The following is a 22,486-nucleotide window of genomic DNA, read 5'->3' as shown; positions in this document are numbered from 1 at the left end:
ATGCTTCAGTCTCCGGTCAGCCATCGAGATACCCCGGGATGAGGTCGCCGACGATCCCGTTGGACCATTTGTTGTTCCACTCGTCGGCGACGTCGTCTAGAACGTCGTTCAAATAGGCCCTACGGGCATCTTGGAGTATCTCCACGCAGTCCGCCAGGTTCTCCTCCAGCGCCGTGACTATCTCATAACAGGACTCACCATCTGGAACATCTTTTCCAGTCAATTTGTCCACAAGCTTGCTGATCGTATCCGAGACTGGAGATTGCACCTCCCCGCTGGTGGCCATCTCAACGATGAAGTCACTTGTGGCCACACCGTCACTGAGGAAGGGGACTCGGTTGACAGTGACGGCGCCAAGATACTTCGATACCGCCTGTTCTTGGGGAGTAGATGAGTTCAACTTCTCGTGAATCATCTCCCAGGCCTGCGCCACATAGTTGTGAGCGGCGAACAAGGAAGCTGCCTGTGCGGTCGCCTCAGCTGACGCGGCGTACATGAGGATTCCGATGCCGGTCTTATGGGAGTCGAGCGCACCACGGATCCTGCCGCCGAACTCCTCGACCGCCGCCTCGGCATCGCTGCCGTCCCACTCGTTCCAGAGCTCCAGGATCTCCTGGCACTCGTGCTCATAATGTACTTCATGTATTCCTTCCACCGCCCGGCCGATTTCATTCAGCAGCGGCAGCGCCTCTCGGACGGCCGCGATGTCGCACTGGTCGAGCAGGTCGTCGTAGGCAGAGTTGACAAGCCGCATGGCCGAGTCGGTGATGTTTTGCGCGGCGGAGTCGATCTCCGCGTCGTCGGCCTCCGTGGTGCCGGTCCATGAGGCTTGCTTCTGCTCCCCGTTGGGGTAATCGTCGGCTACCGAGTCCGGTATCGCGGCGGGCATGTAGAAGCCCAGTGTTTCCGACATCCGGTAGAAGCCGTCGAGGGATCTGAAGTCCTTCTGGCCTGATGCCTCGGCATACCCGCCTCCGGTGGAGATGAGTTCCAACGAGCCCACGTGCTGGAGCGAGATCCCGCCGTGGCGATCGTAGGCCTCCTGGCGACGGTAGCCTTCCAGAAAGAACGGCCGCAGCGTCTCCACGGCCTCTCGGACATCGGATTCGGTCGGTGCCGATCCGAGGTCACCCGCCTCCACCGACGTCACAGGGGCGTCGAAGTCGTCCCCGGTCAGCCAGTCCGTGAAATCGTCCCACCAGCCCATGGCCGTCCTCCCTTCGGTTTCTGGTTCTCACTCTTCGGTCGTCTCGGAGTGTCCGGTATAGACGTCCTCCAGGTCGCTCAGTGCCTCCTGGAGGTCCAGTTCGGTCTGGGCCTCGTCCTCGTCGTAGCGATCGGCGATGTCAACGAAGGTGCGTCCCATGGCGTCGAGCGTCTCCGGTGTCTCCTCCGCCACGGTGAGGAAGCGGCCCCACAGGGTGTTGAACTGCTCAGCGGCCTCCGCGGGGCGGACGGATGCGCTCCCGAATATGCCTTCGACGGCGGACTTGGCACCGGTCACCAGGGACTTGAGTTCGTCGTAGCTCGATTCGACCGCCGGAATGGTCGTATCGCCGATGCGGCGGATGTCCTCGGGGGTGAACTTTCGTGACAAGGCATGACCTCGTATTTCCGAATCTGGCTCTGCGGCCTCGCAGCGGCGGAGCGCGTCCGGCCGGAGTGCCACTTGGGGTGTCGGGGTGGTGACTGAAGCACAAAGTACCACGGCGGCGCAAACTCCGCTTCATGCGCGAATCCGGCGACTCTCTTGCGGCGTTCTCGACTGAGACCGGGTCCGGTATGGGGTTGTCGGCGATTATGGCCGTGATACCGACCGCGAGCCAGGCCGCCCGAGCGAGAGGCGGGCGGGGCAAGACGAGTCGGCGTCCGGTTATTCGAGCGCCTTGTGGACGGCCGCGGTGACGGTTCCGTAGGCCAGATGCGGTATGACGTCCGCCAGCCAGTCCGCGCGGCTCCACTTGGCCGGTTCGGTCACGCCGAGCGCGGTGGCGGGGGCGTCACTGCCGACCATGGCGGCGACGCCGAGGACGGGCGCGGCGACCCACGGCGGCAGTCGCCGAACGCGACGCGCCGCTAGCGAGTACACGACCGCGACACCCAGACCGGTGGCGTAGCCGAACAGGGCTCCCACGGCTTGCTGGCGGTTGCCTGCCGCGTCGTCGCCGCCGAGCTCGACCCCGGCGCGGTCGGCGAGGGTCTCGGCGACCTCAGCCGGGACCGGGCTGGCGGGCCGGCCCCGTAGCAGCATGTCCGCATAGGTGACGGCGTTCAGTGCGACGGTGCCCACCGCGCCCGCCAAGACACCTCGAATCAACGCATGCATCTCGATCTCCTCTGGTTGCACTTGGCCGCCGAGCGGTCAGGCGGGGCGGAGCGGCCCACGGTCGGGTGCGGCTGCCACCGCACCGCGAGATGCCCCGAACGGGGAAGGGTTACACCTCTCGCCGGTGAAATCGGCGGAACCGGGCAACGAAATGTGCATAAGGCGCATGATGATCCTCATCGTCGCCGCCATCATGGCATGGGCGGATTCGCCGCCTTGGTTCCAAGTCCACAGAAGCCCGTATTCGCTTCGGTGAGGCGGCGCTCAGCAGTGGCTCGGGCCGGCGGTCTCTTGCCGGTCGAAGTAGTCGGCGAAGGCGTCGACGACCTCGGCGCTGTCGGCGATGGGGACGGTGAATCCGTCCGGGTGGGCCTGGGTCCAGGGCCGGGCCGCCTCGGGCGAGGCGAAGAAGTGGCCGACCGCGCAGACGTCGGTGCGGATCCGCGAGGTGTCCTCCGGAGTCAGCTGCGAGACTACGGCCCCGGCCGGGTCGACTCGGGTCACTCCGGTCGGAGTCGCCGTGACTCGGATCGTCGCCCCGGTGGCTGGACAGGTCGACTCGACGTGGACCGTGCGGTCCAGGATGGACGGGAATAGGAGGGTGTCCATCGCGCAGAACGCGTAGAGCACTGTGTCCTCATCCTCGATCATGAACCGGTGCGCTGTGGGACGCAGCGTAAGGCCGAAGCCCACGAGGTCGCCGTCGTCATCGCGTTCGAGGCTGGGCAGTTCGTCCAGAATCGCGCGCACCGCCTCGAGCGGGCGCCCGACGTGCTCGGCGAGTTGGCGTTCGGTCACGGGCTCACCTTCGGCCAGCAGTCGCATCAGTGCCGTCAGCAGCCACCAGTTGCGGCCGGCCTCGCCTTGTTCGACCGCGCCTTCGAGCCATTCAGTGACCTGTCTGCTCCTTGTGTCCATCAGTCCTCCAATCGAGAGCGGTTTCGTCAGACACTCAGGCGGCGCAGCACGAGAGCCTGGCGACGTCGGTGGCGTAGGCCTGGGCGGCGAGCCTGAGCGCCTCGGCCTCGGTCAGATAGGGATCCCACTCACCTGCGAGGTCGTCGACAGTCATGCCCGCTCGGAGCGCGTAGACCCCGGCGAGGATGATCTCCCCGGCGGCTTCGGCGGCGATGTGGACCCCCAGCAGCCGGCCGGACGCGCGGTCGGCGACGAGTTTGACCGCTCCGGTGGTGTCGCGGTCGACTATCGCGCGCGGCACGATCGACATCGAGACAGTGCGGCAATCGCACTCGTATCCCGCCGCGACGGCCTGGGCGTCGGTGAGCCCCACCGAGGCGATGGCCGGCGAGGTGAAGGTGACCCGCGGCAGCCGTGAGTAGTCGACCTCCTGTCCGGCTTCGTCGAAGGCGTTCTCGACGACCATCGAGCCGTTCCGGGCGGCGCTGTAGACGAACTGCGGGCCACCGGTCACGTCCCCGGCCGCCCACACGCGGGGATTGCCGGTCTGCAATCGCCCGTCGACGGTGACCGCGCCGAGATCGCCCACGGCGACGCCGACTCTGTCCAGATCCAGGCCCTCGGTGTTCGGGCGACGGCCGGTCGCCACCAACAATCGCTCGGCGCTGACCGTCCGCTCGGTCCCGTCGGCGCCGCGGAAACCCACGGCGGCGGCCTCGCCTTCGCGTGTCACGCGAGTGACGACCGCGCCGGTGTGGACGGCGATGCCCTCTGCGGCGAACGCCTCGGACAAGACTTCGGACAGTTCGGGCTCCTCGAACGGGGCGATGCGGTCGAGCGCCTCGACGACGGTGACGGCGACGCCGAGCCGGGCGAACATCTGCGCCTGTTCGAGGCCGACGGCGCTGCCGCCGATGACGATCATCGACGCCGGAAGCCTCTCGAGATCCATAGCGGTCGTCGAGGTCAAGTAGTCGCTCTCGGCCAGGCCCGGGATCGGCGGCGCCCAGGTTGAGGAGCCGGTGGCGACCAGGTAGTGCGCGGCCTCGACCACGGGAGCGCCGCCGCCGTGCGGCTCGACGGCGACGGCGGGACTCTCAGGGGTGCCGGTGAAGCGAGCGATCCCGGCCAGAATCGGCCAGTCGTATTCGGCGGCCAGGCCGGTGTACTTGTCCGCTCTCATCGCCTCGACCAAATCGTCTTTCGCCTTGCGCACGGCGTCCCAGTCGACCGCCGCCGCGCCGGTCTGCGCGCCGGGAAACCGTGAATCGACGGCCCGCTGACGGGCGGCTGCCGCAGCGAGTAGTGCCTTCGAAGGCACGCAGCCGACGTTGATGCAGGTGCCTCCGACAGCACCGGCCTCGACCATCACCACGGCCAGCCCGCGTTTGCGGGCCGCGATCGCCGCGGCGAACCCCGCCGAGCCCGAACCGAGTATCGCCAGATCGGCATGGATCGTGTCGATCAAGATCACTGCGCTCCTCGTCTGCACGGCCGATAGGAGAGTCGAACACTTGTTATTCGCCTACACGAATACTTCGGTGCTAGCGTACTATACGCAGAAGCGAATAGCATCCTCTTGGAGTCACCATGCCCGCGGCTACTCACGACACCGACCCCCGCACCGACCAGAGCCCCTGCGAGCACCTGGACACCGTGGCGAGATTCTTCCGCGCCCTCGGCGACCCGACTCGGCTTCGCCTGCTCGAGTTCGTCCTGCGCGCAGAGCGCACCGTCGCCGAATGCGTCGCATACGCCGGGATCTCACAGCCAAGGGTGTCGGTCCACCTGGCCTGCCTGGCCGACTGCGGCTACGTGACCGCCCGACGCGAGGGCCGCCGGTTCCACTACCGGGTCACCGACCCGCGTGTAGCCGACCTGGTGGTGGCGGCCCACGCTTTGGCCGCCGACAATGCCGACGCCCTGGACTCATGCCCGAGCATCGACACCATCCGAACCGAACAAGACAAGGCGGCATGAGCGGCACCGATCAGCACCGCGACGGTGGCTCGGGAGCGGGCTTGCACACACGTGGGAGGACTAGCCCTAATAGACCCTACGGTCCTGCGGTCGGTCGCGATGTCCGGCCGGGACCGGGCCCGGGCGTCGCGGCCGGGCCCGAGTCCGGTCGTACGGTCATGCGTCGGTGAGCTGGCGGCCGAGCAGTCCCTCGGCACGCCGACGGTCAGATCGGTGTACTCGACATCGGTCTTGCCCAGATGCCGCGTCTGGGCGCGCCAGTCGGCCGCGGCCCAGGGGGTGGTGCCTTGGGCGAGGTCGCCGAGGACGGTCAGGGGACCTCCGGTGCGATCCGCGGCTCGATCCACGACACCGCCGCCGCCCGGATCTGGAAGTTCGCCGGCGGCGCGATGGCAGCTGGGCTTCTGGCCTGGTCCAGGTGCGCCTCCGAGATGCCGGGGATGGCCTCCGCAGTCCTGTACTGCGTCACTGGCGCCTGATCGATATAATGGTGAGGTTTCATGACCTTTTGGTTTTTGCAGTGAGGTCTGCCCGTGTTTGGTGAGCAGCTACTCGGCGAACCGGGCGGCTGAGTCTCGACCGCTCCCCCACCGCCTGTCAGAGGAGACCCCCGCCCCATGGGTATGCAATTGCCATCGGCGCCGGCCAGCCTGCTGATGACCGACCATCTCACCGGCTCGGTCGAGCAGTTCATCGGACACGCCGTCGAGGCGGTGCTCAATGGCTAGGGTCCGCAGGCGCGCCACGAGGAAGACCACCGCCAAGGGCGCGAGAATCGTCTCGAGGATGCTCGATGACGCCAAGGTGTTCCGCACCGGCAAAGGCGGCGGCAGCCGAGGCGGCGGAGGCGGAGGCGGCACCCCCGGCTCCACCGGTCGCCCAAGGCCACGCAAGACCGATGACGAACTTCGCACCGACGCCAAGACGATCCACGACACCGTCAAGGCCGACCGGCGTCGTCACAATGGAACGACCGTCGCCACCGCTCAGGACGCGGACGGGAAGCTCTACTACTCCGTCAGCGGGAACCGGACCGCGCCGGCCATGGAGGCGAAGGCACGAGAACTCGGCTACGAGCGGGTCTTCGGTAAGAAGTACACCCGCACCGACCCGCCGCAGACGCATGCCGAACAGGTCATGCTCAATGCGACTGAGCAGGGCCGACTCACGCCGCCGGTCAGGTTGTCGCCGTCGCGGCAGCCGTGCGACCGCAGTAATTCGAAGCCCGAATCGAAACAGTATTGTGAAGACCGCACCAACGGGTTCGACGGCGCGGACCTAGTCGGCTGGTAACAAAGGGAAGCGCAGGCGAATGTTCTACTGGAACGATGAGATGGACCGGTACGAGTCGGTAATCGGCGCGATCAGCCCGATGGGCCGACTCAGACTCGCGATCGAGGCCGTCAGCTGGACCTCGGCGACCATGTCACCGCCGATCCAGGACGCGGACGCCCAGCAGTTCATCGCTTCCGCGCTCGACCTGGCCAGAGAAGGCGCACAGCGCGGCGAGGTGTACCCGCAGATGCCGCCCGAGCTCGAAACGGCCTTCGACCGGCTCCTGGATGCGCCCGAGCCCGGCGCAGGAAGCCTCGTGATGGCGGCGGGCTCGCTCTTCACCGCCGGCGACGACGAGATGCCCCCGCAAGTCGCGTTCAACATCCTGTGGTCCTGCTACGAAGCCGTCATCCTTCGCGAATTCGATGAACCGACACCCGAACTCGAAGCCCAGAGCGGTCGCTGCCTCGAAGTCATCGAGCACGAGAAGTCGCTCATCGACCAAGCTGCCTAGGGCCTGTTCAGAGGTCGAACACGCCGTGCAGAGCGGGGGCGGCACAGGTCAAGACATGCTCGACCCGTCGGGCGATGCTGCCCAAGGGAAGCCCGACCGGGAAGACGACCATCCCGGATCGCTATCATACCGAGCAATGCTCCGATGTAGCGCAGAGGCCGTCGCGCCTCCATGGCATGGAGGAAGACGCCGGTTCGAATCCGGCCACCGGAGCAGGACCCGTGGCCTGTAGCGCAGAGGCCGTCGCGCCGATACCGCATATCGGAGGACGTCGGTTCGAATCCGACCAGGTCACGGCATTCGGGAGTACGGGACGGGTTGCATGGACGAGCCGACAGACGCTGAGTTGAAAGCGTTCGACATGGTGGTCGCCAAGTTGCGCTCGTTGCCGGCCGATGACCAGATCCGACTTCGCGCCGAACAGGTCGCCGCCTCATTCGTACGAGACGGCCGACGACGGCGCAGGAAGTCGCGTGAGCAGCAGGATGCAGCGACGGACGCCGATATCCTCGCCGCCACCGCCACCGGGAGTCTGGAGCGACGGCCTGACGTTCCCCTGGCCGCGCCGGGGCGTCCTGGAACGCTGGCGCGGCCACGCCGATGTTACGTCTGCAAGCGCACCTACCGCCGAGTCGACGGTTTCTACCACCAGCTCTGTCCCTCCTGCGCGTCCGAGAACTCGATACGCTGGCAGGCGAGTACCGACCTGACCGGGCGCCGCGTCCTGCTGACCGGCGGGCGCGTCAAGATCGGCTTCGAGCTGGCGCTGATGATGCTTCGCGACGGTGCTGAAGTGATCGTCACGACCAGGTTTCCAAACGATGCGGTTCGCCGGTTCCATAACGTCGAGGGCAGCGAGGAGTGGTCGGATCGTCTCGAGATCGTCGGGATCGACCTGCGTGATCCTCGCCAGGTCCTGGGCCTTTGCGACCGCCTGCTGACCCGGGGCCCGTCGCTGGACATATTGGTGAACAACGCCGCACAGACCCTGCGGCGCCCGGTCGAGTCCTACCGGGCACTGATCGAGAACGAGATCGCAGCGCTCCCCATGCGCAACGTGTGGAGCGCGCCTGGTTACAGGGTCCCGGAAGTCAGCGTCCTACCCTCCGCAGCGCTCGATCTGGTCGCATCCGACGTGGACGCCGCGGGACTGCTGCCCGACAGCTCGGCGGCGAACTCCTGGTCTGCGCAGCTCGGTGCACTCGATCCGGCTGAAATCCTCGAAACCTACCTCGTCAACGCGTTCACTCCCGCGCTGCTGTGCGACAGGCTGCTGCCGCTGTTGACCGCGTCTTCCCACTCCCAGCGCTACATCGTCAACGTCACAGCCGTCGAAGGCCGGTTCGCGGCGCGCAACAAGACCGCGCGCCACCCGCAGACGAACATGCCCAAGGCGGCGCTCAACATGCTCACCCGCACCAGCGGGCCCAGTCTCGTCGAACAAGGCGTTTACATGTGCGCGGTCGACACCGGATGGATCACCGACGAGAATCCGGCTCCGAAGAGAGAGCGGCTAGCGGCAAGCGACTCCGCACCCCGCTCGACGTCGTCGACGGGGCGGCTCGCGTCTACGACCCCATCGTGCGAGGCGAGGCGGGCTCTCCTGTGGCGGGTGTGCTCCTCAAGGACTATAGGGAGGTCGACTGGTGACGGATGCACCCATGGAAGCGTTCGCCGGAGTCGACCCTGTCACTCCCCGCGCGGCATTCGAACTCGGTGACTTGATCCGATGGCTCGAAACTGGCGCTCCCGCTGCGGGTCGACTGGATTTCACCGCCGGCACCGCAATGCCGGACGGCCGCCTCGACCTGTGCAAACAAGCGCTCGGACCCCACGGGGCGACCCTTGTCACGGAGGCGCTTCGGCCGGGGCAGATACGGCACCTGCTGCTCGGCACGGACGGACTGGGCGATGCCGGCGCCGACACCGTCTCGCAGCGGGCGTCGTCCGCAGAACTCGAGACGCTCTATCTGGGTTGCAACGGCATCACGGCGACGGGAGCCTGCCGCCTTGCGGACAACCTTCTGGCCTCACCGCAGGTGCTGTCCGGGTTGTGGGTCAAACGGAACCCGCTCGGGCCGGCCGGTGCCGAAGCCGTAACCGGCCTGGTGTCCGGCCTTGAGACCCTTCGGACGCTCGATCTCGTGCAAACCGGAATCGACGCTGGGGCCACGGATGCGCTCGTACGAGCGCTGCTTGCCGCTTCGGATCGAGGGAAGGGCGTTGAGCGCCTGTACATCGGCGGAAATCGGCTCGGGCCCAGTGGCGGCGCCGCCCTGGCCCCCCTGATCGCGAGCGGAGCTGTATCGGAGCTCTACGCCTCCGCCTCATGGCTGGGCGATCGCGGCGCGGAAGCATTGACGCATGCGCTCAAGGCGGCTCCGTACGGCAGGCTCAAGAGGCTCTCCCTTGCCAGCAACGGCATCGGCCCTCAGGCGAGCGCACGAGTTGTCGCGGCGGCAGTCGCCACTGGAGTCGAAGTCTTCGACCTCGGTCGAGTCAAGGCGGCCAATGCGCTCGCCGCCCCCGACAACCGCATCGACGGGGCGGCCGCCGCATCGATCGGCAGGGCGCTCTCCAATGCGCCCCATCGCCTGACTCACCTCGTCTTGGCGAACACCGGTATGCGCAGCCGCGAGGCGCAACGTCTCCTGGACTTCGCCGTGCACGCCCCAACGCCTACGCGCTACTTGCTCGGCAAAGGCATCGCGGCAAGTATTCGCGCCCGGCTCAACTCGCTCTGCGAACGGGTGCCGCACCGGCCTGCCGCGAATGCCGACATCAAGGCCGTCACCAGCCTCCACCGCAGCCGCCGTGCAAGGTAGTCAGGTGATGCTGCGAGCCTGTCTATCTGGACAGGCGGGCCCGCCCCACGGCGTGTTCGGCCGCGGTCAGACGTTCGCCTTAGGGTCGATCACGTCGACACGCGCGCCGGTCGCGCGGAGGGCGGCGACCTCGTCGACGGGGGCGGCGTCGTCGGTGATGACGGTCCTGAACGCACTGGTGGTGCCGTGCAGGTAGGTGGCGGTCTTGCCGAACTTCGTGTGGTCCACCAGCAGAACGGCTTCGGCCGCCGAGCCGAGCATGGCCTCCTTGATCTCGGCGATCTCGCGCATCGGATGGTAGAGCTGCCCCTGCAGCACGGCGGTGGCTGACATCACGAGCACGTCGGCGCGGGTGCGGGCGAGGGTCCTGGTGACTTCGGGGCCGGTGCAGGAGTCGAACTCCGCGTGGTACCTCCCGCCGAGGAGCGTGACGTCGATGCGCGGCGCCGCTCGCGCCATGCGGTGGGCCACGCCGATCGAGTTGGTCACCACGGTGAGCGTTTCGACGCCGGCGCGCGTCAGTTCTCCCGCGAGCGGGTAGACGGTGCTCGAATCGTCGACGAGGACCGTGCCGCCCGGCCTGATGTACTTGACCGCCGCGGCGCACAGCGCGGTCTTCTCAGCCGTGTTGACGCCCTCGCGGAACCTGGTGGCGGTCTCCATGGTGAGCATCGGGTAGGCCACCGCCCAGCCTCGCTCCTTGCGGAGCATGTGCCGTTCGACAAGGCTGTCCAGATCTCGGTGCATGGTCATCAGGCTCACTTCGAACCGCTCGGCGAGATCGGCGATGCGCGCCTCTCCGGCCTCGGCCACGTGGCGCAGCACGGCCTGGCGGCGCCGCTCGACGGCGGCCTGTGAGAGCCGGGCCTTGACCGACATCGCATTGCCTACTTCCATTGAGCTGGTTCCGGGCGTTAACCTACCGCACCCGGCGCCGCGCGGCGGCTCCGCGCGGCGCCACCGGGCGTCGACTAGTGGATCCCAGGCTGTATCTGGAGTTTGCGGCCGGCACCGGCGCGGAAGGCGTCGATCGCGGTCGCGTATCGGTCGAGCCCGAAGCGGTCGCTGATCATCACTTCGGGGTCGATGACCCGCTTCGCCATGAGTTCCACGGCACGGCCGAAACTGTGGAGCACGGCCATGGAGCCGACGATGTGGATCTCGTCCTTGTATACCCGGAACGGGGAGAACGATGCCGCGGCGGTCTCCGGGGCGACCCCGAAGACCTGGAACGTGCCGCCTTTGCGCACTCTGCCGAGGGCGTCTTCAATGGCGGATACGGCGCCGGTGCAGTCGACGACGACTTCCCAGCCTTCCGGCCGGTCGAACTCGTCGGCGCCGGCGGCGGTCCGGTCGGCGCCGAGCCGCCCGGCGACCTCCAGCCGCGCGGTGTTGATGTCGACCACCGAGACGCTGGCCGCGCCCGCGAAGCGGGCGAGCTGGGCCATCATCAGGCCCATGGTGCCGGCCCCGTAGATCAGGTAGTGCTCGCCGATGCGCCCCGGCAACAGGTCGAAACCGTGGACGGCGCACGAGAGCGGCTCGATCAACGGCGCGTGCTCCAACGCCACCTGGTCGGGAAGTCGGTAGCAGTTGCCGACCGGCGCGGCGCAGTACTCCGCGGTCGCGCCGGGGCTGGCGATCACTCCGATGGCGTCGTAGCGATCGCAGAGGTTCCCGTGTCCGATCTTGCAGTAGTGGCACTGGCCGCATGGCAGGTTGGGGTCGACCGCGACCCGGTCGCCTTCGGCGAACTCGGTGACGGCGCCTCCGACGGCCACGACCGTCCCGGCGAACTCGTGGCCGGGCACGATCGGGTAGACCGTGCCCTCCAGGTCGCCGTCGAGGACGTGGATGTCGGTGCCGCAGATGCCGGCTCCCGACACCGCGATGACGACTTCGCGCGGGCCCGGGGCGGGATCGGCGACCGTGGTGGTCGTGATCGTGCCGGGCTGTTCGATGATGACGGATCGCATTACTTGACGGCTCCCATGGTCAGGCCGCGGACCAGCCACTTCTGCGCGATCCACCCGGCGAGGATCACCGGGAGCGCGGCCATGGTGGCGGCGGCGGACAGGCGGGCGAGGAACAGGCCCTCGGACGTGATGAAACCGGTCAGGAACACCGGCACGGTCGCCGCCCGCGTCGAAGTCAGCGAGACGGCGAAGAAGAACTCGTTCCAGGCGAAGATGAAGCAGATCAGCGCCGTGGCGGCCAGGCCCGGAGCGATCATCGGCAGGATGATCCTGCGCAGCTCGGTGACGAACCCGGCTCCGTCCACCTTCGCCGCCTCCAGCACCGCCGGCGGGATCTCCAGGAGGAACGAGCGGATCATCCACACCGCGATCGGCAGGTTCATCGCCGTGTAGACCAGCGACAGCATGGTCGCGTTGTCGAGCACGCCGACGTTGTTGGCGATGATGTACAGCGGCAGGATGATCGCCGCAGGCGGCATGAACCGGGTGGAGATGAAGAAGAACAGCGAGTCCTTCCACAGCCGGATCGGCGCCAGCGACAGCGCATAGGCCGCCGGCGTCGCCAGCGCGATCACCAGGACCGTAGACCCGATCGAGGCCATGAGCGAGTTGAGCAGGAACGGCGTGAAGTCCCGGCCGAGGATCGCTTCGAACTGGTCGAGGGTCGGAGTGAAGAAGAACGTCGGCGGGTCGGTCGAGGCCTGGGCCTCCTGTTTGAACCCGGAGACGAACATCCACGCCACCGGGAAGAAGAACACCAGTGCGGCCGCCCAGGCCAGCAGCGCGACACCGGCCGACTTCAGGGCCGGACGGCGGCGGCGGCGCGGCGGTGGCTGAGGATGCCGGTCGATCGGAGTCGACTCGTTCCGCCTCGTACTGTCGTGCAACGTGTCCACGGCGTTACTTCTCCTCTCGGAACATGGTCGCGAACAGTCGCAGCGCGAACGTGGCGATGATGATCGTGGCGATCACGACCACCACCCCCGCCGCGGCCGCTTCGCCGACCTCGAACGCGCGGAACGTCCGCTGGTAGATGAAGTAAGGCAGGTTCGTCGTCGCCTGACCGGGGCCGCCCTGCGTGACCAGGTAGATCGGGTCGAAGGTCTGGACGATGAAGATCGACCCCAGCAGGATCGCCAACTCGATGAACCGCCGCAGCTGCGGGAAGGTGATGCGCCAGAAGACCGTGAACGGCCCGGCGCCGTCCATCTTGGCCGCCTCCAGGATCTCGGTGTCCTGGCTCTGGAGGCCGGCCAGGACTATGAGCATCATGAACGGCGTCCACTGCCACACCAGCATGAGGATCAGCGAGAGCATCGGGTGCTCCGAGACCCAGTCGACCCGTTCGACGCCGAACGGCGAGAGCACCCAGTTGAGCATCCCGAACAGCGGGTTGAACATCGCGTGCTTCCAGATCAGCGCCGCCGCGGCGGGCATGACCAGGAACGGTGTGATCAGCAGGGTCCTGACCACGTTGCGTCCGGGGAAACGCTGGTCCAGCAGCACCGCCAGTCCGATCGCCAGGATCATCGAGAACACGACGACCGAGGCGGTCAGGAACACGGTGTTGAACACCGCGCCGCGGAAATGGGAGTCGCCGAGCACCGCGGCGTAGTTGCCGAAGCCGGCGAATCCCGCCTCGTCGGGCCGCAGCAGATTGCGGTCCTGGAAGCTGTAGTAGATCGTCGCCAGGAACGGCAACTGGGTCAGCACGACCACCAGCAGCAGCGCCGGCAGGAGGGGTCCGCGCCGTTTCCAGCGCTCGCCCGGCGGCAGTTTCGCGGGTTTCTGCGGGGCCCGGGGCCCGCGGCGCTCGCGCGCCGCGGGCCGGGCTGTCGATGCGGTCATCTGATACCACTCAGTCCTTGTAGCCGCCCTGGACGGCGACCTCTTCGGCGTAGCCCTGCGCCTTCTCCAGGGCCTCGTCGACGGTCTGGTTTCCGGCGATCGCCGCGGAGATCTCCTGGGCGACCCTGGTGCCGAGGTCCTGGAACTCGGGGATGGCGATGTACTGCACCCCGGTCCAGTTCTGCTCGTACAGTCCGGGCGCGGTCACATCGACGTTCTCGATCGCCTCCAGGGTCTGCGGGGCGAACGAGGCCGCGGCCTCCTGGTATTCGGGGATCTGGTAGGTCGAGGTGCGGCTGCCCGGCGGGACGCGGGTCCAGCCCAGTTCCTCACCGACGAGGCGCATGTAGTCCTTGCCGGTGGCCCAGGCCATGAACTCCCAGGCGGCGTCCTTGGACTGCGAGGACTCCGGGATCGCCAGCGACCAGGCCCACAGCCAGCCCGAGGAGTCGGTCTCGACCACGGGGGCGGGCACGTAGGCCATCTTCCCGGCCGCGTCCGAGGATTCGCCGTCCTCCAGGACGCTGGCGGCCACGGTCGCGTCGACCCACATCGCCGCGTTGCCCTGGCTGGTGGCGGTCAGGCATTCGCTGAACCCGGCGTTGGCCGCGCCCGGCTCGCCGTACTCGCGCACCAGGTCCACGTAGAACTGCACGGCCTCTCTGGTCTCGGGGCTGGTCAGCTGCGCGTTCCAGTCCTCGTCGTACCAGCGGCCGCCGAAGGTGTTGATCACCGTGTTCAGCGGGGCCAGGACCTCGCCCCAGCCGGCCAGGCCGCGCAGGCAGATTCCGGCCACGTCGTTGTCCGGGTCGTGCAGCTCGGCCGCCAGGTCGGCGACCTCCTGCCAGGTCGGGTTCGCCGGCATCTCCAGGCCGGCGGCCTCGAACAGGTCGGTGCGGTACATCAGGAACGACGACTCCCCGTAGAACGGCACCGCGTACAGGCCGTCCTCGTAGCTCAGCGCTTCGCGCACCGGCGGCAGCAGGTCGTCGACGTCGTAGTCGGGGTCGGAGGCGTAGTCGTCGAGCGGCACCAACCAGTCGTTGGCCGCCCAGATCGGTGTCTCGTACGTGCCGATGGTGACGATGTCGTACTGGCCGGAGCCGGTCGCGATGTCCTGCGTGACCTTGTCGCGCAGCTCGTTCTCCGGCAGCACCACGAACTGGACGTCGATGCCGGTCTCCTCCTCGAAGACCGAGGAGAGCTGCTCGATGTCCTGCATCTGCGGATTGGCCACAGTGGCGATGGTGATCGACTCGCCCTCGCCGTCACCGCCGCCGGCTCCGGAACAGCCACCGGCGACCATGATCGCCGCCAGCGACACCGCCACGGCGACTTGCGGTTTGTAAGGGGTTTTCATCAGGACCTCCTCGTCCTTGACGCGCCCGAGGCAGACGACTCCTCTGCGATCGGGCAGTTGTTCGGCGGCGGGTGCCGGCGCGCCTTTCGTACAGAGATCGGCTACGGCGGCATTCGGGGCTGCCGCCGAGCGTACTCAAGGATAATATCATAAAATATTGAGCCCTTAACACATAGTCTGTTAACTAGTTTGACCCAGCTCACCCGTGGTACGCGGCCTCCGCCGCTTGACCGTTGACTCCGCTACGAAGGCCGCCGCCACTTGATCCGCCGAGGAGCACCATCAAGCGGTTACGGTGCCGGTCGGGGGGATGTGTGCCACCGCACCCAGAGGTGTCGGAGTTCGACCTCCAGCGGGTGCTGGAGGCTCTGGTCGACCCGGTCCGCCGCACCATCCTCGTCCAGCTCGAAGCCGCCGACCGCGACGTCAACTGCGGGGACTTCGACATTCCGGTCAGCAAGTCCACCGCCACCCACCACTTCAACCTGCTGCGCGAAGCCGGCCTGATCCGCCAGTACTATGCGGGGACGTCCCGAATGAACACTCTGCGCCGCACCGACATGGACCGGGCGTTCCCAGGCCTGATCGACGCACTCGTCACAGGTCCCGCAGGGCATCAGCGATCCACGAACGGCATCGGCTGATACAGGCGGCCAGTACCAGGCTCGAGGTCGAGATGGCCTCAATGAAATCCATGGTGCGCTTCACCGTGGCTTTGTCAGGCGGACCGACCCGACTCCGTCCATCACCCTTCCCCGTCAAGCGGCTACAACTTGCAATGAGGTCCGATGCGCAGTCGCTGCCGAAGGGGCTGGTTCCGCAGGTGCGCATACTGCGACCGGTGCTCGTCGAGGCGGCTCGTTCTGATACCGGCTCTCCTCAGAGTGCTACAGCAGTTCGTGAGAATGATGGCTGCACCGTCCGCATCCGTCCGGCTCAATCCCCGATGGTGAGAACGATCTTCCCGGTGGCGTGGCCGCTCTCCATGGCGCGATGTGCGGCGGCCGCCTCCTCCAGAGGGAAGGTCTGGGAGACGTGGACATTGAGCTGCCCGGTGTCGACCAGGCGCGACAGGGACCGCAGTCCGCCCAGGTCGGGCTCGACGAGCATGAAGCGGGTCGTGATGCCGCGGGCGACCGCTTCGGGGAACGTCGCGTCGGCATTGGACAGATGCAGCTCGGCGAGCACGCCGCCGTCCTTCAGCACAGCGATCGAGCGCTCGGCATAGTCGCCGGGAATCGTGTTCAGGACGACGTCGAGCCCCGAGACCGCTTTCGCGAAGTCGACCGCGGCATAATCGATCATCTCGTCGGCCCCGAGCCCGCGCACGAAGTCGTGCTTCTCAGCGCTGGCCGTACCGATGACATGGGCGCCCAGGGACTTGGCGATCTGAACCGCGAGGTGCCCGATGCCGCCGGCCGCCGCGTGAATGAGCACCGATTGACCCGCCCGAAGGCCGGCGTGATCGTTCAGCGCCTGCCAGGCGGTCAGACCCGTCAAGGGGACGGCCGCCGCCTCCGTGTGCGTGATGCCGGCGGGTTTGTGGTCGAAATGCCTGCTGGGGGCGGTCACGTATTCCGCGTGGGTCCCGGCGCGGTGAGGGAACCGGGGCATGCCGTATACCGCGTCCCCGGGCTGGAACCGCGTTACGCCGGTGCCGACCTGCTCGACCACCCCTGACACGTCCCAGCCGAGCGTGAACGGCGGCTCTCCGATGTAAAGCCCGCGTTCCCGGGCGGCGGGGTCGACCGGATTCAGGCCCGCGGCGTGAACCCGCACCAGAACTTCACCGTAGTACGGCTCGGGACGGGCCGTTTCGACCAGCCGGAGCACCTCCGGGCCCCCGAAGACGTTCTGTGTAATGGCGCGCATCTGCTCAGGCACGAAGAATTCCTTGGTTACGAAGGTCGTCAGGCGGACTTGCACGATAGCCCCCAGAGACCCGGTACGGCCATCGGCGTCGCACGGCTCGGCACCGCGGTGATCGCCGCGGCACGAGGCTGACACCGCCCGTCGCGCACTTCCGGACTTGCAGTCGGTACCCGGGTACAGGTTTACGATCAGGCGGCCCTTTGCCGACGAACACTGATCGTGCCCGGCGGACCGTATGCGGGTCGCACGATCGAAGAACGGAGACCCATCATGACGCCCCGACGCGCATCTGCCCGCTCGACAGTGCTCGGCCGCATCGCGGCCTGGTCCCCGGTGCCGATCATCGCGGTCGCGGTGGCGGGCGCACTGGCTATCAATTTGGCGATCTGGCTGGCAGGAGCGGCCTTCGGTGGGTCCTTCACCTACGTTGAGCCCGACGGAGCACTCCATACCACCACCGCTCCGCGAGGCGTCATCGTCATGACGGTGATTCCCATGGCCCTCGGCCTGGCTGTCGCAGTGCTCCTGGCCATGAAGTGGCGCGGCGTCGTCCGTCTCGCGCAGGTCATCGGTGCGGGCGCGGCCCTGGCCACCACGACGACGACCTTCACCGCGGGCTTTGACACCGTGAGCACGATCGCCCTGTCCTGCATGCACCTCGTCATCGCCGTAGCCGTAGTGTTCGCCCTCGAGGCGATCGATCGCCGCGCTCCTCAACCGAGCTGACCGGGTTCCGGACCCGGATCTCTGCGGCGCCTCGACGAAGTGGTCGAGCCGGTGCAGTGCCGCCCGCGGCCGGTCACCGGGCTCCCGGTCGATGCGACTGGGCGGACGAATAGGCTTGCCGGACTCGGTTGATTGGAATGACGGCGTGGATTTCGGATTGCTGGCGAGCCTCGCGGGACTGGCCGTTCTGGATTCGTTGAACACCTCCACCATGCTGGCGGTGGTCGTGATCGTCCTGATCGCTCGGCGGCCGACGGCGACCACCTGGACCTACCTGACCGGAGCGGTGCTGGCCTTCTTCCTGGTGGCGGCGGCATTGCTGTTCGGCGCCTCGGCGGCCGAGGACGCGCTTGCCGACTTCTCGACGTGGGCCCGCCGAGCGATCTTCGCGGCTCTGGCCGTGTTCCTCGCCCGGCTCGGATGGCGTCGCCTGCGAACCCGTCGGAAGCGGCCGGTGGTGCGGCTGCCACCTTGGGTGAACCCGTGGAGCGCGGTGGGCCTGGGGGCCTTGACGACCGCGTCAGATCTTCCGAGCGCCTTCCCGCTGTTCCTGGCCGTGAGCCGACTGGTCGACGCCCCGATCAGCACCGCACAGGGCCTCGCGCTTCTAGCCGGCTACACCGTCGTGTACGCACTGCCCACGCTCGGTGTGCTCGTGGTCGGGCTCAGATTCAAGGATCGGATGCGGGACCGCCTCGAGCAACTCGCGAACGGCTACGGCAAGGGCGAAGTGCCGGCGAGTCGGCCGATCGCCGTGCTCTACTTCGCGGCGGCGGCGGTCAGCGCGGCGATCGCCGTGTTCGTCATCGGCTGACCGCATCTCCAGCCGTAGCCCGACCGGTGGCGCTGGCTTATGCGAACAACGGTGGCGTACGATCGCCGAATGCCTCTGAGAACGCTTGCCGAGCGATCGGCGCCGCTCGACGGCTCCCGTCCCGCGCGTTCGGTGTTCCGCCTGATCATGCGCCGCCCCTGGCGCATGCTGCTGGCCGTGACCGCGTTCACCCTCAAAGAGATTCCGCTGTGGTTCCTGCCGGTGGTGGCGGCCGCGATCATCGACCTGGTCGCGGCCGACGGCTCCGTGACGGCGGTCCTGGGATGGTTCGCCGTCGCGGCGGTCCTGCTGGTGCAGAACTACCCCAACCACATCATCTACACGCGCAACTTCATGACCGTGGTGCGGGACACCGGCGCCGACCTCCGCAACGCCCTGGCCGACCGGCTGCAGAGCCTGTCGATCGGCTACCACACGCGGGTGAGCTCCTCGATCGTGCAGACCAAGCTGGTGCGCGACGTGGAGAACGTCGAGCTGATGCTCCAGCAGATCACTCATCCACTGCTGTCGGCGACCATGGTGCTGATCGGCGCGCTCACCATGACCGCGATCGCCGTACCCCAGTTCCTGCCCGTGTACGCCCTCGCCGTGCCGATCGCGATCGGGCTGCGCGCCGGCCTTCGCCGCCGCTCCCGGACCCGCAACGAGAAGTTCCGGCGCGAGATGGAAGCTCTGGCGGCGAGGGCCGGTGAGATGGCCTCGCTCATCCCGGTCACCCGGGCGCACGGCCTGGAGCAGACGGCGGTATCCCGGGTGGCCAGCAGCGCGGAGAACGTGCGGCGCGCGGGCCTGCATCTGGACATGCTCAACGGCCACGTGGCCTCCATCTCGTGGGTCACGATGCAGCTGCTGGGCGCCAGTTGCCTCATGCTCGCGGCGACGTTCTCCCTCACCGGGATGCTGCCGATCACACCCGGCGAAGTGGTGCTGTTGTCGACCTACTTCACGCTGCTCACCCAGGGGCTCACGCAGCTGATGATGCTGATCCCGGTCGGCGCGCGCGGGCTGGAGTCGGTGCGCTCGATCTCCGAGGTCCTCGAAGAGCCCGACATCGAGCAGAACGCCGGCAAAGACGACGTGGGCGCCGTGGAGGGCCACCTCACCCTCGAGGACGTCTGGCACCGCTATCCGGAAGCCGAAACCGATGCGGTGCAGGAGGTGTCACTCGACATCGAGCCGGGAGCGACAGTCGCGTTCGTCGGACCGTCGGGCTCGGGAAAGTCGACGCTGCTCAACCTCGTGCTGGGGTTCGTGCGTCCCACCTCGGGCCGCATCCTGCTCGACGGCGTCGACATGCAGCGGCTCGACCTGCGCACCGCGCGCCGGTTCATCTCCGTGGTGCCGCAGGAATCGGTCCTGTTCGAAGGCACCATCCGGGAGAACGTGGCCTACGGCTTGCGCAACGCCGAGGAGGAGCGGATCGTCCATGCACTGCGCGACGCCAACGCCTGGCGGTTCGTGCAGGAACTCCCCGACGGACTCGACACGGTGGTCGGCGAGCGCGGGGCGCGCCTGTCCGGCGGGCAGCGTCAGCGGCTCGCGATCGCGCGAGCACTCGTCCGCGACCCGCGCATCCTCCTGCTCGACGAGGCGACCTCAGCGCTCGACCCGGAGGCCGAGGAACTGGTCAAAGAGGCGCTCGACCGCCTCATGCGGGGCCGTACCACCCTCGTGGTCGCGCACCGCCTGTCCACCATCCGCAAGGCCGACCGCATCGTCGTGCTCGACAACGGACGGGTCGTCGAGCAGGGCTCTCACGACGAACTGCTGGAGGCATCGGGCCGCTACGCGCAAATGCACCTGACCCAGACCGGCACGCGAATCGACGACACGAGGTCACGATAGAGGGCCTCGACGAGGACGTTCTGGCGCTGCCGGGACTGGGCGGCGAGCCGGACTAGCACTCCGGGGCGAGGCGCGGATTTCACAGCAGGTCGCCTCGCCGGGGGCGGCGTCGTCCGCGCCGGGGCCGATGCATCTCGTCCCGCTCTGCGGCTCGGCCCGGCGAATTGACCTAATATTGATGTATGTATATACTTCATAACGTCTTGCTTTCGGGAGGTCATTCGAGCATTGCGGGCGGCCCCCGGATGGTGATCGATAACAACCACCCCCCTCACCCTCCCGAAAGGACTTCCTGCGCGCCCGACGAGCCTTGATCGGCAATGCGAATCCCACAAAGCGATCGAGTCGTAGGGATCGCACGGCCCAGCCGCCTGCGCTCTATCGACCGAACCGGATCACGCACCCCCGAATCGAGAACCGCGGTCGCTCCGCTCCTCCGAAAAGTACGCGAACTCCCCCAACGCGAAAGGAATGAACGACCATGACGCCACATCGAAACGAGTCCCCGTCCACCGCGGCGAAGTCGCTCAGCCGGAGGACTTTCCTGGCGATGAGCGCCCTCCCGGTACTCGCGGTCGCCACGCCCGCGACGGCGCAGTCAGGCGTGACCGTGAACCCCTCAGCGGTCCGACAGACGATCCAGGGCTTCGGCGGCATGAACCACGCCGTCTGGATCGACGACCTCACCGCCGCCCAACGCGACACCGCGTTCGGCAACGGCCAAGGGCAGCTGGGATTCTCGATCCTGCGGATCCCCGTCCACGAGGACCAGGCGAACTGGAGCCGCGAGGTCGCCACCGCCCAGCGCGCCATCGAACACGGCGCGAAGGTCATCGCGTCGCCGTGGAATCCCCCCTCCCACATGGTCGAGAGCACCGCCGACGGACAGCGGCTCCGGTACGACATGTACGGCGCCTATGCGCAGCACCTCAACGACTTCACCGAGTACATGAGCAACAACGGCGTGAACCTCTACGCCATCTCGGTGCAGAACGAGCCCGACTACGCGCACGAATGGACCTGGTGGACCCCGCAGGAGATCACCCGGTTCATGCGCGAGAACGCCGGTTCGCTCGCCACCAGGGTCATCGCACCGGAGTCCTTCCAGTACCGCAAGAACCTCTCGGACCCGATCCTCAACGACCCCGAAGCGCTCGCCAACCTCGACATCCTCGGCGCCCACCTCTACGGCACGCAGTTCGGCGACTTCGACTACCCGCTCTTCGAGCAGCGGGGCGCGGGCAAGGAACTGTGGATGACCGAGGTCTACCACCCCAACAGCAGCGATTCGGCGGACAACTGGCCGCAGGCGCTCGACGTGGGCGAACACATCCACCGCGCCCTGGTCGACGGCCAGTTCCAGGCGTACGTGTGGTGGTACATCCGCCGCTACTACGGCCCCATGCTCGACAACGGGCAGATCAGCAAGCGCGGCGCCAACATGGCGCACTTCTCGAAGTTCGTCCGCCCCGGGTACACGCGGATCGACGCGACCGCCAACCCGCAGTCGAACGTCTACACCTCGGCGTACCAGGGCGACGGCGAGATCGTGATCGTCGCCGTCAACAAGGGATCGTCGTCGGCGAACGTGCCCTTCTCGCTGCTGGACTCCACCGCCTCCAGCGTGTCGTCCTGGGTGACCGACGCGAGCCGGAATCTCCAGCCTCAGAGCGCGATCAGCGTTTCGAACGGCTCCTTCACCGCCACGCTGCCCGCTCAGAGCATCACGACTTTCGTGACCGGGAGCGGGAACGACAACGGAGACGACGGGGACGATGACGACGACGGAGGCAATGGCACCGGCGAGTGCCGGGGACGCATAGCGGTGGTCAACGACTGGGGGTCGGGCTGGCAGGGCAGCGTCACGATCACGGCCGGCAGCCAGGCCGTCGACGGCTGGAACGTCAGCTGGACCTGGCCCGGCGGCCAGCAGGTGAGCAGCGCCTGGAACGCCGACTGGTCGCAGTCGGGTTCAACGGTGACCGCCTCGGACGCGGGTTGGAACGGCCGCATCGAGGCCGGCCAGAGCCGCGAGGTCTTCGGCTTCATCGCCTCCGGTCCGGCGGTCGACCTCGACTTCGACTGCTGACGAACGCGGACCGAGCGCGTCGGTCCGGCCCGGATCTTCCGTGCACTTCCCGAGGAGCGGGCCGGACCGCCTCTGGCGTGAGGGCTTCGGCCGGTCC

Annotated in this window: 21 protein-coding genes, 2 tRNA genes and 1 pseudogene; 13 read left to right on the top strand and 11 right to left on the bottom strand. The window is 67.4% G+C overall.

What is annotated here, in order from left to right; translation table 11 throughout:
• Positions 1 to 16: 16 nt before the first annotated feature.
• The 5 genes from ACYVL2_RS07415 to merA form a co-directional block, all read right to left on the bottom strand.
• Complete coding sequence (locus ACYVL2_RS07415) at positions 17 to 1,207, bottom strand: hypothetical protein (protein ID WP_460541761.1); 1,191 nt, start codon at positions 1,205 to 1,207, stop codon at positions 17 to 19.
• 27 nt (positions 1,208 to 1,234) lie between these two features.
• Positions 1,235 to 1,597, bottom strand: coding sequence for a hypothetical protein (locus tag ACYVL2_RS07410; RefSeq protein ID WP_460541759.1), 363 nt, complete (start codon positions 1,595 to 1,597; stop codon positions 1,235 to 1,237).
• Between the two features lie 276 nt (positions 1,598 to 1,873).
• Complete coding sequence (locus ACYVL2_RS07405) at positions 1,874 to 2,326, bottom strand: hypothetical protein (protein WP_460541757.1); 453 nt, start codon at positions 2,324 to 2,326, stop codon at positions 1,874 to 1,876.
• 264 nt (positions 2,327 to 2,590) lie between these two features.
• Positions 2,591 to 3,244, bottom strand: a complete 654-nt coding sequence (gene merB, locus ACYVL2_RS07400) for an organomercurial lyase MerB (RefSeq protein WP_460541755.1) — start codon at positions 3,242 to 3,244, stop codon at positions 2,591 to 2,593.
• A gap of 34 nt (positions 3,245 to 3,278) precedes the next feature.
• Complete coding sequence (gene merA, locus ACYVL2_RS07395) at positions 3,279 to 4,712, bottom strand: NAD(P)/FAD-dependent oxidoreductase (RefSeq protein WP_460541999.1); 1,434 nt, start codon at positions 4,710 to 4,712, stop codon at positions 3,279 to 3,281.
• Positions 4,713 to 4,834: 122 nt separating this feature from the next.
• On the opposite strand from merA, the gene ACYVL2_RS07390 reads away from it, so the two are divergent.
• The 8 genes and pseudogenes from ACYVL2_RS07390 to ACYVL2_RS07355 all read left to right on the top strand — a co-directional run bounded on the left by ACYVL2_RS07390 (position 4,835) and on the right by ACYVL2_RS07355 (position 9,838).
• Positions 4,835 to 5,224 (top strand): ArsR/SmtB family transcription factor, encoded by a 390-nt coding sequence (locus ACYVL2_RS07390; RefSeq protein ID WP_460541753.1) that lies wholly within the window; start codon positions 4,835 to 4,837, stop codon positions 5,222 to 5,224.
• Between the two features lie 287 nt (positions 5,225 to 5,511).
• Positions 5,512 to 5,703 (top strand): hypothetical protein, encoded by a 192-nt coding sequence (locus tag ACYVL2_RS07385; RefSeq protein ID WP_460541751.1) that lies wholly within the window; start codon positions 5,512 to 5,514, stop codon positions 5,701 to 5,703.
• Between the two features lie 241 nt (positions 5,704 to 5,944).
• Positions 5,945 to 6,517: a hypothetical protein gene (locus ACYVL2_RS07380; protein ID WP_460541749.1), complete on the top strand. Its 573-nt coding sequence runs from the start codon at positions 5,945 to 5,947 to the stop codon at positions 6,515 to 6,517.
• Between the two features lie 19 nt (positions 6,518 to 6,536).
• Positions 6,537 to 7,013 (top strand): hypothetical protein, encoded by a 477-nt coding sequence (locus tag ACYVL2_RS07375; RefSeq protein ID WP_460541747.1) that lies wholly within the window; start codon positions 6,537 to 6,539, stop codon positions 7,011 to 7,013.
• A gap of 140 nt (positions 7,014 to 7,153) precedes the next feature.
• Positions 7,154 to 7,226 (top strand) — tRNA-Ala (locus ACYVL2_RS07370).
• Positions 7,227 to 7,235: 9 nt separating this feature from the next.
• Positions 7,236 to 7,308, top strand: a tRNA-Ala gene (locus tag ACYVL2_RS07365).
• A gap of 27 nt (positions 7,309 to 7,335) precedes the next feature.
• Positions 7,336 to 8,663 (top strand): annotated as a pseudogene (locus tag ACYVL2_RS07360) (SDR family NAD(P)-dependent oxidoreductase).
• Positions 8,664 to 8,674: 11 nt separating this feature from the next.
• On the top strand, positions 8,675 to 9,838 hold the full coding sequence (locus ACYVL2_RS07355; protein ID WP_460541745.1) for a leucine-rich repeat domain-containing protein: 1,164 nt from the start codon (positions 8,675 to 8,677) through the stop codon (positions 9,836 to 9,838).
• Between the two features lie 66 nt (positions 9,839 to 9,904).
• Here the strand turns inward: ACYVL2_RS07355 and ACYVL2_RS07350 are convergent, their stop codons facing one another.
• The 5 genes from ACYVL2_RS07350 to ACYVL2_RS07330 form a co-directional block, all read right to left on the bottom strand.
• A complete protein-coding gene (locus ACYVL2_RS07350) occupies positions 9,905 to 10,735 on the bottom strand; it encodes a DeoR/GlpR family DNA-binding transcription regulator (protein WP_460541743.1) in 831 nt (276 codons plus the stop codon).
• Positions 10,736 to 10,809: 74 nt separating this feature from the next.
• Positions 10,810 to 11,814: a zinc-dependent alcohol dehydrogenase family protein gene (locus ACYVL2_RS07345; RefSeq protein WP_460541741.1), complete on the bottom strand. Its 1,005-nt coding sequence runs from the start codon at positions 11,812 to 11,814 to the stop codon at positions 10,810 to 10,812.
• Positions 11,814 to 12,710, bottom strand: coding sequence for a carbohydrate ABC transporter permease (locus tag ACYVL2_RS07340; RefSeq protein WP_460541739.1), 897 nt, complete (start codon positions 12,708 to 12,710; stop codon positions 11,814 to 11,816). Before ACYVL2_RS07340 ends, ACYVL2_RS07345 begins: the two co-directional genes overlap by 1 nt.
• A gap of 4 nt (positions 12,711 to 12,714) precedes the next feature.
• Complete coding sequence (locus tag ACYVL2_RS07335) at positions 12,715 to 13,662, bottom strand: carbohydrate ABC transporter permease (protein ID WP_460541737.1); 948 nt, start codon at positions 13,660 to 13,662, stop codon at positions 12,715 to 12,717.
• 10 nt (positions 13,663 to 13,672) lie between these two features.
• A complete protein-coding gene (locus ACYVL2_RS07330) occupies positions 13,673 to 15,022 on the bottom strand; it encodes an ABC transporter substrate-binding protein (RefSeq protein ID WP_460541735.1) in 1,350 nt (449 codons plus the stop codon).
• 314 nt (positions 15,023 to 15,336) lie between these two features.
• On the opposite strand from ACYVL2_RS07330, the gene ACYVL2_RS07325 reads away from it, so the two are divergent.
• Positions 15,337 to 15,666: an ArsR/SmtB family transcription factor gene (locus ACYVL2_RS07325; protein WP_460541733.1), complete on the top strand. Its 330-nt coding sequence runs from the start codon at positions 15,337 to 15,339 to the stop codon at positions 15,664 to 15,666.
• 292 nt (positions 15,667 to 15,958) lie between these two features.
• Here the strand turns inward: ACYVL2_RS07325 and ACYVL2_RS07320 are convergent, their stop codons facing one another.
• Entirely contained in the window at positions 15,959 to 16,948 is a 990-nt protein-coding gene (locus ACYVL2_RS07320) for an NADP-dependent oxidoreductase (RefSeq protein ID WP_460541732.1), read from the bottom strand.
• Between the two features lie 216 nt (positions 16,949 to 17,164).
• On the opposite strand from ACYVL2_RS07320, the gene ACYVL2_RS07315 reads away from it, so the two are divergent.
• The 4 genes from ACYVL2_RS07315 to xynC all read left to right on the top strand — a co-directional run bounded on the left by ACYVL2_RS07315 (position 17,165) and on the right by xynC (position 22,389).
• Positions 17,165 to 17,620, top strand: coding sequence for a DUF6069 family protein (locus tag ACYVL2_RS07315; protein ID WP_460541730.1), 456 nt, complete (start codon positions 17,165 to 17,167; stop codon positions 17,618 to 17,620).
• Positions 17,621 to 17,765: 145 nt separating this feature from the next.
• Complete coding sequence (locus tag ACYVL2_RS07310) at positions 17,766 to 18,434, top strand: sulfite exporter TauE/SafE family protein (protein WP_460541728.1); 669 nt, start codon at positions 17,766 to 17,768, stop codon at positions 18,432 to 18,434.
• A gap of 69 nt (positions 18,435 to 18,503) precedes the next feature.
• A complete protein-coding gene (locus ACYVL2_RS07305; RefSeq protein WP_460541726.1) occupies positions 18,504 to 20,300 on the top strand; it encodes an ABC transporter ATP-binding protein in 1,797 nt (598 codons plus the stop codon).
• 481 nt (positions 20,301 to 20,781) lie between these two features.
• The gene (xynC, locus tag ACYVL2_RS07300) at positions 20,782 to 22,389 is read left to right on the top strand and encodes a glucuronoarabinoxylan endo-1,4-beta-xylanase XynC (protein WP_460541724.1); all 1,608 of its coding nucleotides are present in this window, start codon (positions 20,782 to 20,784) and stop codon (positions 22,387 to 22,389) included.
• Positions 22,390 to 22,486: the final 97 nt, after the last annotated feature.

It is taken from the genome of Glycomyces halotolerans, assembly GCF_054779575.1.
The sequence above is the reverse complement of the archived record's forward strand: the minus strand, read 5'-3'. Positions and strand labels throughout refer to the sequence as shown.